Source organism: Prolixibacter denitrificans (genome assembly GCF_003014495.1).
GTDB classification, from domain to species: Bacteria; Bacteroidota; Bacteroidia; order Bacteroidales; family Prolixibacteraceae; genus Prolixibacter; species Prolixibacter denitrificans.
The window spans coordinates 76,188-90,972 of the sequence record NZ_PYGC01000003.1 but is presented as its reverse complement, the minus strand read 5'-3'; the positions used below and the strand labels follow the sequence as shown (position 1 = coordinate 90,972).

Genomic DNA, 14,785 nt, shown 5'->3' with positions numbered 1-14,785 from the left:
TATCCTGTGCAATTACAACTTAATTGCACAGGATATTATGCTTTTTATTCTCCTTCCCAGGAAGAACAACCCAAAAACCATGACCCAACTCTATACCACACTGGCCCGCGTGTACCACGAGATGTACCAACACATCTTCGATTACGATGAAGAGTTTCGTTTCTACGATGACCTCCTGCGAAAGAATCATTGCCAAAAGATTCTCGAGGTAGGCTGCGGTTCGGGCATGCTGGCCCGCCGGTTCCTAGCCAACGGATACGATTACACCGGATTGGATGTAGCCAAAGAGATGCTGGACATTGCCCGGGAAGAAGTGCAGCAGGATGTTTTCGTTCAAAGCGACATGCGCCACCTCCGTTTTGACCAACAGTTCGACGCGGTGCTTATCACTGGCCGCTCGCTGGCCTATGTCACCGACAACAAGGGAATCGTCGACACTCTTACCGGAATTCACAGCGCACTGAAAGAAAATGGGCTGTTCGTCTTCGGTGTCTTCGAAGCCCAAGGTATCTTCGAGAATTTCGGCGATTTTGAGCAAACCATCGAGTTGCCGAACAAAACGATTCAGCGAATCAGCAAGCTCGAAAAGAACCTCGAAACCGGTTGGACCTGGAACTGGCAGGCCCGGTACATCATCGAGAGTAACGGTGAAAAGACCGAACATGATGACCAGACCACATTGCGGGCCTTCACCAAAGACGAAATCCTGCTCTTCCTGAAACTCACCGGTTTCGAAGTGGTGGACATTCAGGAGGAGAACAAAGCGATGACGCTCATCACCCAAAAGGCAGATAATGTCCTTCATTAGACCCTGAATCTGGTCTGAAACCAAAAGGACTATGAGATGAAAAGTGCGCATCCTTCCGAAGAACAGAACCAACAGAAACCTCTCTTGGTTATCTTATCATATTGTAAAACAGTCACTCTCGTCTGTTATTCCCCTCAATATTTTAGTATCTTAAGGAGTGAAAACCTAAGTGTGCGACGATAAAGAAGCAAATCCGATTCTGTCGGCAAGTGTGTCAATGAACCTATCACCTAATTGTGAAACAACATGAACCGCCTAATAACCCTATTGCTGTTATTTGTTACGAGCCTCTGGGCGTCGGGGCAGGAGGCAGATACCATCTATTTCGATGCCAACTGGAAGGTATCCAACCACAACAACAGCGCCTTTTACCGAATCGATAAGAAAGAGAAGAATGGATGGCTGCGCACTGATTATTACCGCGAAAATAACCAAGTGCAGATGGTTGGGCACGTGTCGTCCCGCGAGCCAGAGATAAAGACCGGGTTTTTTGAATATTACTATCCCAACGGAAAGCTTTTGCACAAAGGAAATTATGACGACAATAAAGAGGTGGGCCAACATACCTGGTATTATGAAAACGGCAACCTGGAAGCTATCGAGAATTATGAGAACGGTAAGTTGGAAGGGGAATACAAGGAGTATTACGACAACGGAAAGCTTTCGATGGAAACCTTTTTCCGGAACGACTTGCAGGAAGGCCTGACCCGGATTTACCGGCATGAAGGTAGTTTGTTCGCCGAAGGAGAATTTAGGGATGGGGACCGCACGGGAACCTGGAAATTTTTTACTGAAGCAGGAGATATGGCCGGTACCCATGAATTTAAAACAGAGTATCAGTTGGAGGAAGCGGGGCTATACATCAAGCTTCCCAATTCGCATTGGAGTCTGGCTGATAAGCGTTCGGGTGTTAAAACACAATATGTTTTCAGAAGGGAAGCCGTTATTGATTCGGTCGGTAGGCCCATCACTCCTTCGATAATGGTTTATATAGAAGACGCCAGTCAGTACAAACAGGATGTCACCCAATTCTCCATCGAAAAGCAAACACCGATAAAGGAGCAGGGTGTTGAAACCGAAGAAATACTAACCCAGGAAAATGACGCAGACTATCCTTTGTCGATTAAAAATTCATACATCTTCAAATGCCATTATACCGATGCGTCCAGCGCGGAACTCGAACATTTACTCTACATGGTATACATTATCACGCAGGAGAATAAAGGAGTTCAGATTTACATGGATATGACCAAAAGTGTTGCGCCCAAATACGAAGAGGAATTCATCAGTACCATTAAATCGATTCGGGAAACCAGTCATTTGGTGAATGCAAATTGAGCGGAAAACATGGATTTGAGAAAATGAGAGGGGGAGAAGATGAGAAAGGAAGCACCGATGGTTCGGGAAGATTTCGTGAAGAATCTGCCATCGAATCCGAACAACAGAAGCTACATAGACAAATTCAACGACAGTGACCTCAGAGCGCAACCTGAAACTGCAAAGCCCAACCTGAAAACCTCTTCACATCTGTAAAATATATTCATCAATCAGGAATACGTATACGTCGTCAAAAATTTGGCTGGGCTACTTTTGTATTGTAATCATTAAAAAGAATTCGAGATGAAGAAAGTAGCCTTAATAACCGGAGCGTCGACAGGTATTGGAAAAGAGTTGGCAACCATTCACGCCGAAAAAGGCGGCGACGTTATTCTGATAGCGCGTAGCAAGGACAAGCTGAAACAACTGAAAAGTGACCTGGAACTGAAACACCAGAGCAATGTGCTGGTCATAGCAAAGGACCTGACGCAACCCGGTGCACCGGAGGAAGTGTACGAAGAGGTGAGAAGCGCCGGATGGAAAGTCGATTATTTAATCAACAATGCCGGCTTTGGCGGACGAGGTAAATTCCACGAGCGGGAGTGGGAGAAGGACTTGTCGATGATTAACCTGAACATCGTTGCTCTCACCACCTTAACCCGCTTTTTCTTACCGGAATTTGTCAAGCGAAACGAGGGTAAGATTTTGAATGTATCGTCAACGGCCAGCTTCATGCCCGGTCCGATGCAAGCCGTTTATTTTGCTACCAAAGCCTATGTTACGTTCTTCAGCAACGCGATAGCCGAAGAACTGCGTGATACCCACATTACGGTCACCGCCCTGATGCCCGGTGCTACCGAAACTGAATTTGGGCGAGTTGCGGGACTGGAAAAAACGGAGATGTTCAAAAATGCAACGAGTGCGCGGAAAGTAGCGGAAGATGGTTACAGCGGAATGATAAAGGGTAAGCTGGATGTTGTTTCGGGACTGCCGTTTACCATGAGAATGATGCTGCCCATGATTCCCTTTTTGCCCAAAAAGATGGTATTGAAACAAATCCGCCAGATGCAGGAGGTGAAGTAACTGTTTTCAGGTTACCCTGAAATAAACGATCTTTAAGATGAAAAAACAGAAAAGATAATGAACGTTATCATCACCGGTTCCACGGGCATGGTCGGTAAGGCTGTCTTGCTGGAATGCCTCGAAAGTCCGCATATTGAAAAGGTGCTGGTCGTTAACCGGCATTCGCTGGAGATGCAGCACCCAAAACTGGAAGAGCTGTTGCTACCGGATTTTCTGCGGGTGGAAACCATCAAAGGCCAGCTCAACGGTTATGATGCCTGTTTCTTTTGCATGGGTGTTTCGGCGCTGGGTATGAGTGAAGAAGCTTATCATCAAATTACTTTTAACGTCACCAAAGCTTTCGCTGATGTGTTGTATGAAATTAATCCCGGCATGGTTTTTAATTACGTTTCAGGTGCCGGTACCGACAGCAGCGAAAAAGGAAAGATCATGTGGGCACGGGTGAAGGGGAAAACCGAGAACATGGTGTTGGGTAAAGGATTTAAGGATGCTTACGCTGTGCGGTTGGGAACCATTTTGCCTGAAAAAGGCATCAAATCGAGGACGAATTGGTACAGTTACATGCATGTCATCCTGAGCCCGTTTTTTCCATTGCTGAAGAAATCCAAAAACATCACCACGACCACAAAGTTTGGGAAAGCGATGATCAATACGCTTCGGTTTCCCCGGGAAAATAAATATTTGACGAATAAGGATTTGAACGAATTAGCCGCCCAATGAAAGACATCATCCATGTAAAGACGAAAAGTGAGGTACACGAGCTGCTGGGAATCGACAAGCCGAAACACCCGTTGGTTTCGGTGCTGCATCACCACGATACCGAGTGGCGGGAGAATCAGTACGCCAACCAGCGCGTGTCGCTCGATATGTACCAGGTGACCCTGAAGATGTGTTCGCCCGGCTCGTTTGAGTACGGACGTAATTCGTACGATTTCCGGGAAGGAACAATGATCTTCACCGGCCCGGGACAAGTCTTTACCATTCATGAAATTAGGGAGGGTGATGCCGCCGACGGATGGACGCTCCTGTTTCATCCCGATTTGATACGGAAGTCGGAACTGGGCAAAAGCATCGATGATTATTCCTTTTTCTCCTACGATGTGTTCGAAGCCCTGCACCTTTCGGATGATGAAAAGAAAACGATTCAGGAGCTGGTGAGCAAAATCGAAAAAGAGTATCAGCAAAACATCGACAAACATAGCCAGAAGCTGATTATCTCCAACATTCAGTTGATACTGGATTACTGTACACGGTATTACGATCGGCAGTTCTACGTTCGAACCAACCTGAACAAAGATATCGTGACCCGTTTCGAGCAATTGCTGAAAAGCTATTTCAATGAAGAGAAACCGGTTGAGGGAGGTATCCCGACGGTCAGGTATTGTGGCACCGAAATGGGCATGTCGCCCAACTACCTGAGTGACTTATTAAAGAAAGAAACCGGCCGTAACGCGCAGGAACACATTCACTATTTCGTGGTCGATAAGGCGAAAACCCGCTTACTCAATTCGACGGAATCCATCAGCCAGATAGCTTATAGTCTCGGTTTCGAATACCCGCAACATTTCAGCAAGATATTCAAGTCCAAAACCGGAATGAGCCCGGCGGAGTACCGGAATGTGAATTGAAAGAAGCGTGTTGATTGATTCCCCTTTTATTCCCCGTCTAACGGAGACCGCTTGCCAACTTATTACTCTTTTGCTTGTCAAATTGAATTGTGATACTGCTGCTGGTAATCTATCGCTTTCAATAGAAAAGTACTGCAGCACATGTATCTCGTCGTCTGGAGGCTGTGGCCGAAGTACTATTTTTCACGAGAAGTCGCATGTATTTCTCAAAATTTATTATCTTCAATAGCCTAAACTAACCAACTATGAATTCCAGGGCAAGAAAACGTTGGCTTATAATTTTGATTAGCATCCTTACGTTGTTCGGCATCGCACTCCTCTTAGTGGAACAGAAAAGTTTTGACTACAAGTCACAAATGCCAAAAGACTTTAATTTTGTAGCGAACTACTACGAGGGAGCATACATTCTCGATACCTATCATCAAAAGTTAACTGTTGCGTTGGACTGGAATAAGGATACAGTTCTTCCCTTTCGATTGACGAATGAAGAAAAGAAGCATATCTACGATGTGATGTGTGATATTGATATCTATCAATATCCTCAAGACTATGGACCAACCTCAAAGGTGATTGTCGATCCAAGTCCGGATTTTAACCTGAAATTTACACTTGACACCGTTACGTGCACAATTAATTGGGAGGAAAACACCTGGTCGGAAACTAAAGCAGCCAGAAATCTAAGGAAGCTCTTTGAGCAATTCTCTGAGATAATAGAAAAAGATAAACGGGTACAAGCTTTGCCGAAATCCAGAAGAGCAGTTTTATAAATATTCAATCAAGAAACCAACTAATTGCTAACCCATGAAAAGAAGACTAACCAAAGAAGACATCCGCTTTTTGAAGTATGAAAAACGAAACGGCTATGTTTTTGCCGGGATGATTTTATTGGCAGGAATCCTGTTTAACTTCATTGATTTGTCGATGACAGATATCATTCATCAGCATACCGTGTTAGTAGCTGTTGATATGGTTATTATCGGATTGAGCTGGATGACATTGCATCGGGTCAACCGTGATTTGAACCGGGACCTGGAAGCGGGCTACCGAACCGTCAGGATAGAGAAAGTCACCGGAAAAATGAAACATACCGGTCATGAAGCCGGAAGTGGTACGTTATCGAATCAGGAAATGAAATCCATCGATAAATTTCAGTTGATTATCAACCAGGCAGCTTATGATGTTTCCAGAGAATTTTTCGATAAAGTCAGCGAAGGCGACGAAGTAGAGATGTATTTTGCGCAACACAGCCATGTATTGTTGGGTATTTCCTTAGCGGAATTATAGAACCACGAAACGCTGAATAGGAGAAGTTGAGAGGGAGAGAAGATGGGAAAGTGAGAAATCCCGATGGGATGGCAGGATTGTAGAAAAAGAAGTTACGCACCCAGGGAAGCAGTCGTGAGATGGTGTGGATTGAAAAACAGGTGTTGTTTGCGACCGCAATAACAATGCTAATGGTAAGAACCGAACAACAGTAACAATAGGAACCACAGGAACATTTGCAACCGCGAAGCGCAACCTGAAACTTGAAACCTGAAATGGTGTAACCGTGAAATTACCAACATATAACCTCAAACCAGAAAACCAATGAAACCATTATTTATCATCCTAATCCTTTTGATTTTTGTTTCGTGCCATTCAAATCGGGCAGGAAAGAATGATGCTTCGGAGAATGCTCATTATGTCGCTAAGCTGAAGGCGGCCGATAAAAAGCTCACCTTTCAACTGAACAAATGGATAGTTAATCGGTCCGTTTGTTTACAGCCCTACACCTCGCCCGATTCTTCCCACTACCTGTTTTACCTGAGCGGTTATACCAGCCAGATCTGCGTTTTTAATCTCGACTCGGAAAAGCTGGTCAACATCATTAAGCTGCAACCACGGGGACCTAATGGCGTGGGAGATGCTAATGGCTTCGAGGTACTGAGTTATGACAGTATCTGCGTAACATCCAATTTCCAGAGAAGGCTGTTCATCATCAACCAGGAAGGGAAGCGAACTTCGACGATTGACTATTCAAAGTATCAGCAGGACCAAATGGTGTATGCCCCCAATTCTCGTTCGCTGGAGAATATGCGCATGGGCTTTAAGGATTCGAAATTATATATCCCTTTTTATCCGGGTTTTGACGAAAGCAATTATAAAAGCATTGCGCCGGAAAAAGTCCGGATGGTTGCTGAGCTCGATACGGCTGCGAAGACTGCCCGGATGGTGGATGTTGGTTTACCGAAAGACTTTTGGACCAGCAAATATTATCCGCCGTTCTTTGGGTTCTTTATTGAGAAGGGCAGATTTTATCTGAATTTCATGTATTATGACGATGTGTTCGTCTCCGATGATGCGAAAAACTGGAAGTCATATCCGGCCAAAAGCAAATACATCGATGTGGAAAAAGGTAAATATCGTTTCATGAAAGGACTGAATCCTCATTATTCAAAATTGGTGGCCGATCCCTACCGGGATGTCTTTTACCGGTTTGCGGTGCAGGAACATGGCGTAACCGAAGAACGATCGTCTACGGACCTCATCCGGTATCCTCCTGATTTTTCCATTATCATTCTGGACAAAGATATGAACGTCATCGGGGAAACGGTTTTCCCGACCGATGTATACGATATGAATGGGTATTTCATCACGAAAGATGGATTGTATTTGTCATTGAGTAATCCGTACAATCCGAATTACAATGTCGATTTGCTGGAATTTCAATTATTTAAGCTGGAGAAGGAAAAGGTGTAAAACACTCAAAGCAATGAGTAATGAACAATAAAGAGGTCTAAAGTCTAATGTCTTTCCTCTGGCGTCTCTGGTCTTAAAACTTAACTCCTAAAACTTAAAACTCTTCTAGCAACAGAAACTACAGGAACAATAAAAACAGCGAAGCATAACCTGAAACCTCCAACTCTCTCATCTGTTACTCCCATAAAATAACTTAGCAACAGATGAAACTACGCGTAGCCCGGCACACGAACGATTTTGCACCGCTTATTGAATTTTACTGCGATGCGGTGGGATTGGCACAATTAGGGGGATTCCATGATCACGATGGATACGATGGCATCTTCCTGGGAAAGGACGGAGCCGATTGGCACCTCGAATACACGAAATCAGGTGAGGCGCCCAACCATCATCCCGACGATGATGACCTGCTGGTATTTTATGTAGAAACGGGGCAGGAATACACAGAGTTGAACCAACAAATCCAAACCAAAGGTTTTCACCCGGTAGAACCGGCCAACCCTTATTGGAAAGCAAACGGAATGACGTATGTCGATCCAGATGGTTTCTGCATCGTGATCTCCATCCGGAAATAGGCAACCGGTTTCTTTACGTAATATGATCAAATCGTGACAAAGACGATCCCAAGAGTGACTTTCATACAACGTTTCATTGAAATTCCGTAACTTATTCAACGAGGCAGGATTTCAAATGACCATTAACCAAAAACCAACCGTATGGAATTCAGTTCGCTCACCATTGTATCTGTCATCGTCATCATCCTGATGGTACGATTCTCGTTGCGTCAGCGGTATCCCAATCCAACGAAGCAGTTGATGGTATTGTTGGTCTTAAGTTTGTTGGCCATAGTTTGCATGGCATGGGAACGATACACAACCGGTTTTGGACTGCCCTGGTGGATATATTACCCGGTTCCGTTACTACTGACCTTGTTGTTTCCCATTTTCTGGTTCCGTATGAAACGAAGTGAAGCCCTTACCTACTTTTTGCTCACGATCCTGGCGGCGCCGGTGTCTCACATACTCTATTCGTTACTGGGATGGAAGGAATTTATGCCCTTTATACAGGTTCCTTCACTGTTGGAAATGCTACCCAAGGTATAAGAAACCAAAATAATTCAGTTGAAAATGCCAGGAGAGTATCCGGAAACCGGCCGGTCGCCGGGGACATGCTGCAAAGTCCACCTTCTTCGCGTTCTTCAGCAGCCCTTTCATCTTAAACGAAAGACCTGGGGGGTTAGATCGCCCGACGACCGGTACCGGTTAAAATCTTGCTATGGTTGCTTTCGCAACTTCCTAATAACTATATTCCGGATATTTTGATGTAAAAACGTTGAGATGCAGTGTTTTATTGTTGTGGAGAATAAGTTTTAAGTGTTGAGAGAATCGATCAACCGCTGTCATTGTGAGATCGCATAGCATGAGCGACCGTGGCGTTCTGTCTGGTTTACGGCGTAAGGTATAGGGTATAAGCGTCTCGGAGCTAACAATGAGCGGTCCTTGAAGAATTTTCCTTAACTTGTTGTGAAGCCTAACAACCAGTTACTTCATATGAAAAACAAACGGTTAAAAATATCGCTTGTTGTCCTCGGACTTTTGATCATCGGAATTCCGGGAATAGACTTAATCATTGCCAAATCCAAAACCGATCGTCTGGTTCAGGGATTGCTGAACTCCAAAAACTGTACGCTCGAACTTGATTCCATAGGTGAACAGCGAATTGCTGATATGCTAATGGTGGAAGACCCCGGCTTTTATTCGCATAAAGGCCTGGACTTTCGTTCTCCGGGTGCCGGTTGGACGACGATAAGTCAGGGATTGGTCAAGCTGTTCTACTTTAAGCAGTTCCATCCCGGATTGTCGAAAATCCGGTTGATGCTCATCACGCGGCTGGTATTCGATCCTTCCGTTTCGAAAGCAGACCAATTAAAATTGTTTTATAGCTACGCGTATTTGGGGAATTACAATGACGGAAGCGAGATACACGGTTTCTCCAATGGCGCTAAATTCTATTTTAGAAAGAATTTCAGTGAACTAACACACGACGAATACCTATCGTTAACCGCTATGTTGTTAAATCCCAACCGCTATAGGATCGACAAGTACCCGGAAAGAAACAGGGAAAGAGTGGAACGGATAAAAAAGCTCATCAGAGGCGAATGTCAACCCATCGATTGGAAAGACTGTGAATTAGAAGGATGTAAATAATAAGGGGAAATTCAAGCGGAATAGCCCCCGAAGATTGAGCAGTGTTTTATCTAAAGGAGAAAACAAGATCTCATCTCCAAATTTCGTATTGAACGACCAAAAAATTGAAAGATTTTGGTAACTTGGGACTGACCTAACAACCAACAAAATGAAGACTAAAAATTTGAACAGCTATCATTCGCTCTTTATAACAGATGAAGAGTTTCCCACCTGTATTGGAGAAGAACAACGGATAAGGTTTTTGACAACTCAACACAAAAAGACATTCAATGCAACTCAGAATGAGGGTATAACAATCATGTTGGTTCACACGAATTCGACCAATGATAAGAAATGAGAAGATACTTGAATATAATACTTGCCTTTCTGATTGTTTTGTCTTGCGCGAATTCTTCACAGGAAAATGTGACAACAAAATCCGTTATCACGAATTCGGATGATAGCATCTGCAATAAAATGAAGCTTCAGGCGATTAACGACCTGAAAGCAGGAAAATACAAATTATATGAATTTGGGATTGTTTCTTCACCTGACACAAATAGATTAATAATCAGGCAACTGGGGATTGAACTTATTTATCGGGGGTGTACTGTAACAGCAGGGATTGAATGCTACAGAGCTGTAATGGATAGCGCTGTGAGAGTGAAGTTTAAGAACGAGATTATTGATTACCCGGCGAACCCATTTGACAGGCCCAGATTTAGAAGTGAATTCTTCAATCTGACGGACTCTGCACTTCTTCGAATAAATGCTAAAAAGATATCGAGAGTGATAAATGCGCTGGATGAATTGAACGAGGGAAAAGCACATATTCAAATATTCGTCGATAAGGGGGGAGAACCAATTAGGATTAGATGGCTTGGCAGCCTCGGGAAAAAGAATGAGTTGAATATAGCTAACAGTGTGATGAAAGAACGTTTTGAACCATTAATCATAGGAAAAGATAAAGTGAATACCATCTTGACATTTCCATTAAAAATAGAATAAGGAGTCTGGGCAGAAGTCAGTACAGCCAATGAAAGTCAGGAATCCCTCGAAGTTTTGGGATGGATTGACAGCCCTGATATTCATTTAACTAACAGACGACAAAAAAGACTTTCGACAACTTTCAAACCACCAAACTATGACCAAAAAAGTATTGTTTTTAATGATGGGCATTTTAACCTCATTTGTTGTACACGCACAGAAAAATGAATGCTTAAAAGACTTCGATTACCTCGTTGAAAAGATTAAAAACGATTATCCGGGTTACAACGATAAAGTGAACAAAGAAACATTGCCGGACCTGAAGCAGCTGGAGCAAAACCTGCGAAAACGGATTGTTCAGTATCCCGATTCCTGCCGGAAATATTTCAATCTTTATACCGAATGGTTCAAAGACTATCATTTGCGGGTAAGCGGTACCCGGGCGAATATGCATCGAAAAAACAACGAAAAAGCAGAGACGCAAATCCGTTTTTATCCGGTTCATTTGGACAGTATCAATAACACCGGCCAATCAATCGAAGGAATTTGGATCGGCTTTCGGGGAAAGATAGCCATCGTTCAAAAAGAAGAGGGCCGTTACGTTGGAGTGGCAGTTCAGTATCGAAACTACGAGCGCAATCAGGTGATGTTTGAATTTTCGAAACAGGAAAATAATGAGTTTGAAATGACTTCCTTTAATCCAACTAATTCCCGTACCCTGAAAGGGAAAGCATCGTTGCATATCAATAACAACGTCCTGGAAATACACGACAATACGAAGTTTGTCAGGCAGACGTCCAATGAAATATCAGACCGGGCGCTTCTCTACTCTTATGTCGCTGAATATCCCAACGGGATGAATATCTATCCCGTAGCTACCGCGTTAAACGACAGTACCTATTATTTGCGCATTCCCGGTTTTGAAACGGAGGAGTCAAATAATGTGGTTATCCGGCATTGGAACGAGATCACAAGCCGTCCCAATTTAATCATCGACATCTCCGGTACAATGGAGGTGGTCAGGACACCTATTACCAGAAACTGGCCGAGCTGATTTACACCCATCCATATGAAAGCAAGGATGTTGAGTATTATGCAACCAAAGGAAATATACAGTTTTTCGAAGATGAATTGAAAAATGGGGACATCAGGGATGGAGAAGAAGGAATCAAATGGGCAGAAGCCTTGCTTCGGGCCATGAAGAAAAATGTGGGTGGTTTTGTAACCGACGCCATATACGGCGGAGATGAAGAAGTAATCAGGGATACAGTATACCGGTATCCCCGGAAGGTGGGAATCATCATTAACGATGGAAATGCGTCTTCTGCCGAACAATTTCTCCTGGCTGCCCAAAACAGCAAAAAAGTGACGTTATTTGGAAATCAACATACGGCCGGCGTTCTGGATTATTCAAACGCAGTGCCGGTCATACTCCCTTCCGGGAATTACAAACTGACGTATCCATTGACTCGCTCAAAAAGATTACCCGAACATCCCATTGATAACATCGGAATCTCGCCGGATGTGATGATACCCTATCCTACAACGGAACAATTATACGATCGTCTGGATAATTGGGTATATTTTGTGAGAAATTACCTGGAGTTGATGGACTAGAACAGAAGCCGGTAAACTTTGATTTGAAGGGAGAGTGAATCATCATACGTCCACAATTTGTATATTGTATCGCGCATGTATAATGCGCCGGAAGTCAATAATCTTTGCCAAGTAAAGCGACCGTTAAAGGCCAAACTATGAGGACAAAACTATTCATCTTATTAACTCTGGTCAGCACTAACTGCTTCGCTCAATTTAACTATGGCGAAACGCTATCTAAACTTAAAGACTGGGAATTGATTTCTGATAAGAATGAAAAACAAGAATATGTAGAACGAATAAAATCATTAACCGAGTCCGAGAATATTTTCAGGTTTTTTGATCTAAACGAGTTGCACATCGTTGATGTTGACCAGGATGGATTGAAAGATATATTATTTTCAGGAGAGGGAGGTATAGATGGAGGGATAACTGAGGTTTACCGCTCAAATGGTGTCAGTTTTGAATGTATTCTCTCTGTTATTGGCAAACTTTGTGATGTATCAACCTACCAGCCAGGAGAGAAAATGGTACTTAGAATAAATAATTATGCTTGCTGTGGAGGCTTCACCAATGTATTCGAAAACTACGTACTAACTCTTCAGGGAGGAAAAATAAAATACTCATTACAGTCAAAAGAAGAGTATGTCCCTGAAATGGTTTTTCCAACCGTTTTTTTTGATAGACCCATTGCGTTCAAAATCCGAAATGAGGAATACAAACTTAGATTCTCACCTGTAATTGATGATACGACAGAGATTGTCAGACCCTTTGATGCTTATGGTAATACGATAGATGTTTATTCCAAAAACACAATAGGTTATGCAATAGCTGAGAGAAAAGATGTTACTGGCCGGATTTGGTGGTTTGTGAAAATAGATAACAATACTTCGGGTGTTCATAGAGATTGGAATGCAGTTGGAGATAATAATAAGGAACCCACTTATTCTCTGGGGTGGATGAGTAGTAGATATCTTGATTTGATAAAATAAGAGCAGTACTGGCCGAAAGATAATGGATGGTGATGTCTCATAGGATGACAACTACTAACCAGTCTTTGAGGTCTATGAACAAACATAAATAAGCCTATTGAAAACGATAAAACTTGAAACAGAAAGAACTTATTTGCAAAATCTGACGGTCAATGATGCAGTAGATTTCTATCGTCTGAATCTGGACCCGGATGTGTTGAAATATACTGGAGATGTTCCTTTCCAAACCGTTGATGGGGCCCGGCGATTTTTGAAACAATACGAACAGTATGAAAAATATGGAGTCGGGCGATTGGCGGTCATTGATAAAGAAACAGATGCTTTTATCGGGTGGTGCGGGCTGAAATACAGTCCTGATATCGATGAGTATGATATTGGCTTTCGGTTTTTCAAAGACGTTTGGAACAAAGGATACGCCACCGAGACTGCCGGCAGGTGCCTGGAGTTTGGTTTCTCAGACTTGAATATTGAGGAGATAGTCGGACGGGCCATGACGGAAAACAAGGCATCAATCCAGGTGCTCGAAAAAATAGGAATGACATTCAAGCAACAATTTGACTTCAACGGGCAAAAAGGAGTGATTTACCGAATGACGAAACGTGAATATGATAAAATAAGTGCAACTACAGACAAGTAGTCTTTATCGCTAATAAAAATGACACCCTTGTCGTAAACATGTCACATGATAGTCGCAAGCAGCGTAAGGGTTCCAACCTATTTTTAAGCTGAACCAAATCAATGAAAATGAAAAACATGAATTTGTCGGAAAGAGTTAAAGAGATTCGAATGAAAAGCGGGTTGTCGCAGGAAGTGCTGGCGGACGAAACCGGGTTAAGCCTTCGAACCATTCAACGAATTGAAAGCGGGCAGACCGAGCCAAGAGGCGACACGTTAAAGAAGCTGGCCAATACATTAAAAGTGACCCCTGACGAGATAATCGATTGGGAAGAACAGACAGATAAAAGCTTTTTGTCAGCTTTGAACGCTTCGTCGCTGGGGTTTATCCTTTTTCCCTTACTGGGGATTATCATCCCGCTGTTCCTGTGGATTTTCAAAAAAGGGAAAATCGCCGGACTGAAAAGCCTGATCCGGGAGATACTAAACTTCCAGATAACCTGGACGCTGTTGTTGGTATTGGCTTTTGTAACCTTTACGGGCATAACGATCTACCGGTTTGCTCAAGCCCAGGATATGTCGCCCGCGCTGATGATCAATCCAACCATCAAATATGTCGTGTACGGCTTCCTGTATACCTACAACTTCATTCTGATTATCATCAACTCCATTCGAATCAAGGAAGAAAAGGAAGCTCGGTACCAACCGAAAATACGATTCATTAGATGAATTCATAAATGCCCATATTCAATCTCTGAACCACCAATAGCCGACCATCTGGAAATAACTGTTTTGCACTGTCCAATTCTACACAAACAACCAAGGGTTGCTGAA

At 43.3% G+C, this 14,785-nt stretch carries 18 protein-coding genes; all 18 read left to right on the top strand.

The genetic code is table 11. The annotated features are described in order from the left end of the window. Nucleotides 1-79 precede the first annotated feature (79 nt). The 18 genes from CLV93_RS07195 (at nt 80) to CLV93_RS07110 (ending at nt 14,680) form a co-directional block, all read left to right on the top strand. Nucleotides 80-808 (top strand): class I SAM-dependent DNA methyltransferase, encoded by a 729-nt coding sequence (locus tag CLV93_RS07195; protein WP_170108887.1) that lies wholly within the window; start codon nt 80-82, stop codon nt 806-808. A gap of 246 nt (nt 809-1,054) precedes the next feature. After that, nucleotides 1,055-2,146, top strand: a complete 1,092-nt coding sequence (locus CLV93_RS07190; protein WP_106541511.1) for a toxin-antitoxin system YwqK family antitoxin — start codon at nt 1,055-1,057, stop codon at nt 2,144-2,146. Nucleotides 2,147-2,185: 39 nt separating this feature from the next. Then, the gene (locus CLV93_RS20235) at nt 2,186-2,341 is read left to right on the top strand and encodes a hypothetical protein (RefSeq protein WP_153637066.1); all 156 of its coding nucleotides are present in this window, start codon (nt 2,186-2,188) and stop codon (nt 2,339-2,341) included. Nucleotides 2,342-2,428: 87 nt separating this feature from the next. Next, complete coding sequence (locus tag CLV93_RS07185; RefSeq protein WP_106541510.1) at nt 2,429-3,208, top strand: SDR family NAD(P)-dependent oxidoreductase; 780 nt, start codon at nt 2,429-2,431, stop codon at nt 3,206-3,208. Between the two features lie 57 nt (nt 3,209-3,265). Then, nucleotides 3,266-3,928, top strand: a complete 663-nt coding sequence (locus tag CLV93_RS07180; RefSeq protein WP_106541509.1) for a Rossmann-fold NAD(P)-binding domain-containing protein — start codon at nt 3,266-3,268, stop codon at nt 3,926-3,928. Further along, nucleotides 3,925-4,836 carry a helix-turn-helix domain-containing protein gene (locus CLV93_RS07175; protein ID WP_106541508.1) on the top strand — a complete coding sequence of 304 codons (912 nt, stop codon included), beginning with the start codon at nt 3,925-3,927 and terminating at the stop codon, nt 4,834-4,836. The genes CLV93_RS07180 and CLV93_RS07175 overlap by 4 nt, the downstream gene beginning before the upstream one ends. 245 nt (nt 4,837-5,081) lie before the next feature. Next, nucleotides 5,082-5,603: a hypothetical protein gene (locus CLV93_RS07170; RefSeq protein ID WP_106541507.1), complete on the top strand. Its 522-nt coding sequence runs from the start codon at nt 5,082-5,084 to the stop codon at nt 5,601-5,603. Between the two features lie 34 nt (nt 5,604-5,637). Next, a complete protein-coding gene (locus CLV93_RS07165) occupies nt 5,638-6,120 on the top strand; it encodes a hypothetical protein (protein ID WP_106541506.1) in 483 nt (160 codons plus the stop codon). 303 nt (nt 6,121-6,423) lie between these two features. Continuing rightward, the gene (locus CLV93_RS07160) at nt 6,424-7,575 is read left to right on the top strand and encodes a DUF4221 family protein (RefSeq protein ID WP_106541505.1); all 1,152 of its coding nucleotides are present in this window, start codon (nt 6,424-6,426) and stop codon (nt 7,573-7,575) included. Nucleotides 7,576-7,778: 203 nt separating this feature from the next. After that, entirely contained in the window at nt 7,779-8,150 is a 372-nt protein-coding gene (locus tag CLV93_RS07155) for a VOC family protein (protein WP_106541504.1), read from the top strand. A 141-nt stretch (nt 8,151-8,291) separates the two neighbouring features. Further along, nucleotides 8,292-8,678 (top strand): hypothetical protein, encoded by a 387-nt coding sequence (locus tag CLV93_RS07150; RefSeq protein ID WP_106541503.1) that lies wholly within the window; start codon nt 8,292-8,294, stop codon nt 8,676-8,678. A 447-nt stretch (nt 8,679-9,125) separates the two neighbouring features. Next, nucleotides 9,126-9,782, top strand: a complete 657-nt coding sequence (locus CLV93_RS07145) for a transglycosylase domain-containing protein (protein ID WP_106541502.1) — start codon at nt 9,126-9,128, stop codon at nt 9,780-9,782. A gap of 333 nt (nt 9,783-10,115) precedes the next feature. After that, on the top strand, nt 10,116-10,769 hold the full coding sequence (locus CLV93_RS07135) for a hypothetical protein (protein WP_106541500.1): 654 nt from the start codon (nt 10,116-10,118) through the stop codon (nt 10,767-10,769). 136 nt (nt 10,770-10,905) lie between these two features. Beyond that, entirely contained in the window at nt 10,906-11,802 is an 897-nt protein-coding gene (locus tag CLV93_RS07130; protein ID WP_106541499.1) for a hypothetical protein, read from the top strand. Beyond that, on the top strand, nt 11,706-12,365 hold the full coding sequence (locus tag CLV93_RS07125; RefSeq protein WP_106541498.1) for a S41 family peptidase: 660 nt from the start codon (nt 11,706-11,708) through the stop codon (nt 12,363-12,365). Before CLV93_RS07130 ends, CLV93_RS07125 begins: the two co-directional genes overlap by 97 nt. A 137-nt stretch (nt 12,366-12,502) precedes the next feature. Continuing rightward, nucleotides 12,503-13,336 (top strand): hypothetical protein, encoded by an 834-nt coding sequence (locus CLV93_RS07120; protein WP_106541497.1) that lies wholly within the window; start codon nt 12,503-12,505, stop codon nt 13,334-13,336. 97 nt (nt 13,337-13,433) lie between these two features. Continuing rightward, nucleotides 13,434-13,973: a GNAT family N-acetyltransferase gene (locus tag CLV93_RS07115; RefSeq protein WP_106541496.1), complete on the top strand. Its 540-nt coding sequence runs from the start codon at nt 13,434-13,436 to the stop codon at nt 13,971-13,973. Between the two features lie 107 nt (nt 13,974-14,080). After that, nucleotides 14,081-14,680: a helix-turn-helix domain-containing protein gene (locus CLV93_RS07110; RefSeq protein ID WP_170108886.1), complete on the top strand. Its 600-nt coding sequence runs from the start codon at nt 14,081-14,083 to the stop codon at nt 14,678-14,680. Nucleotides 14,681-14,785 lie beyond the last annotated feature (105 nt).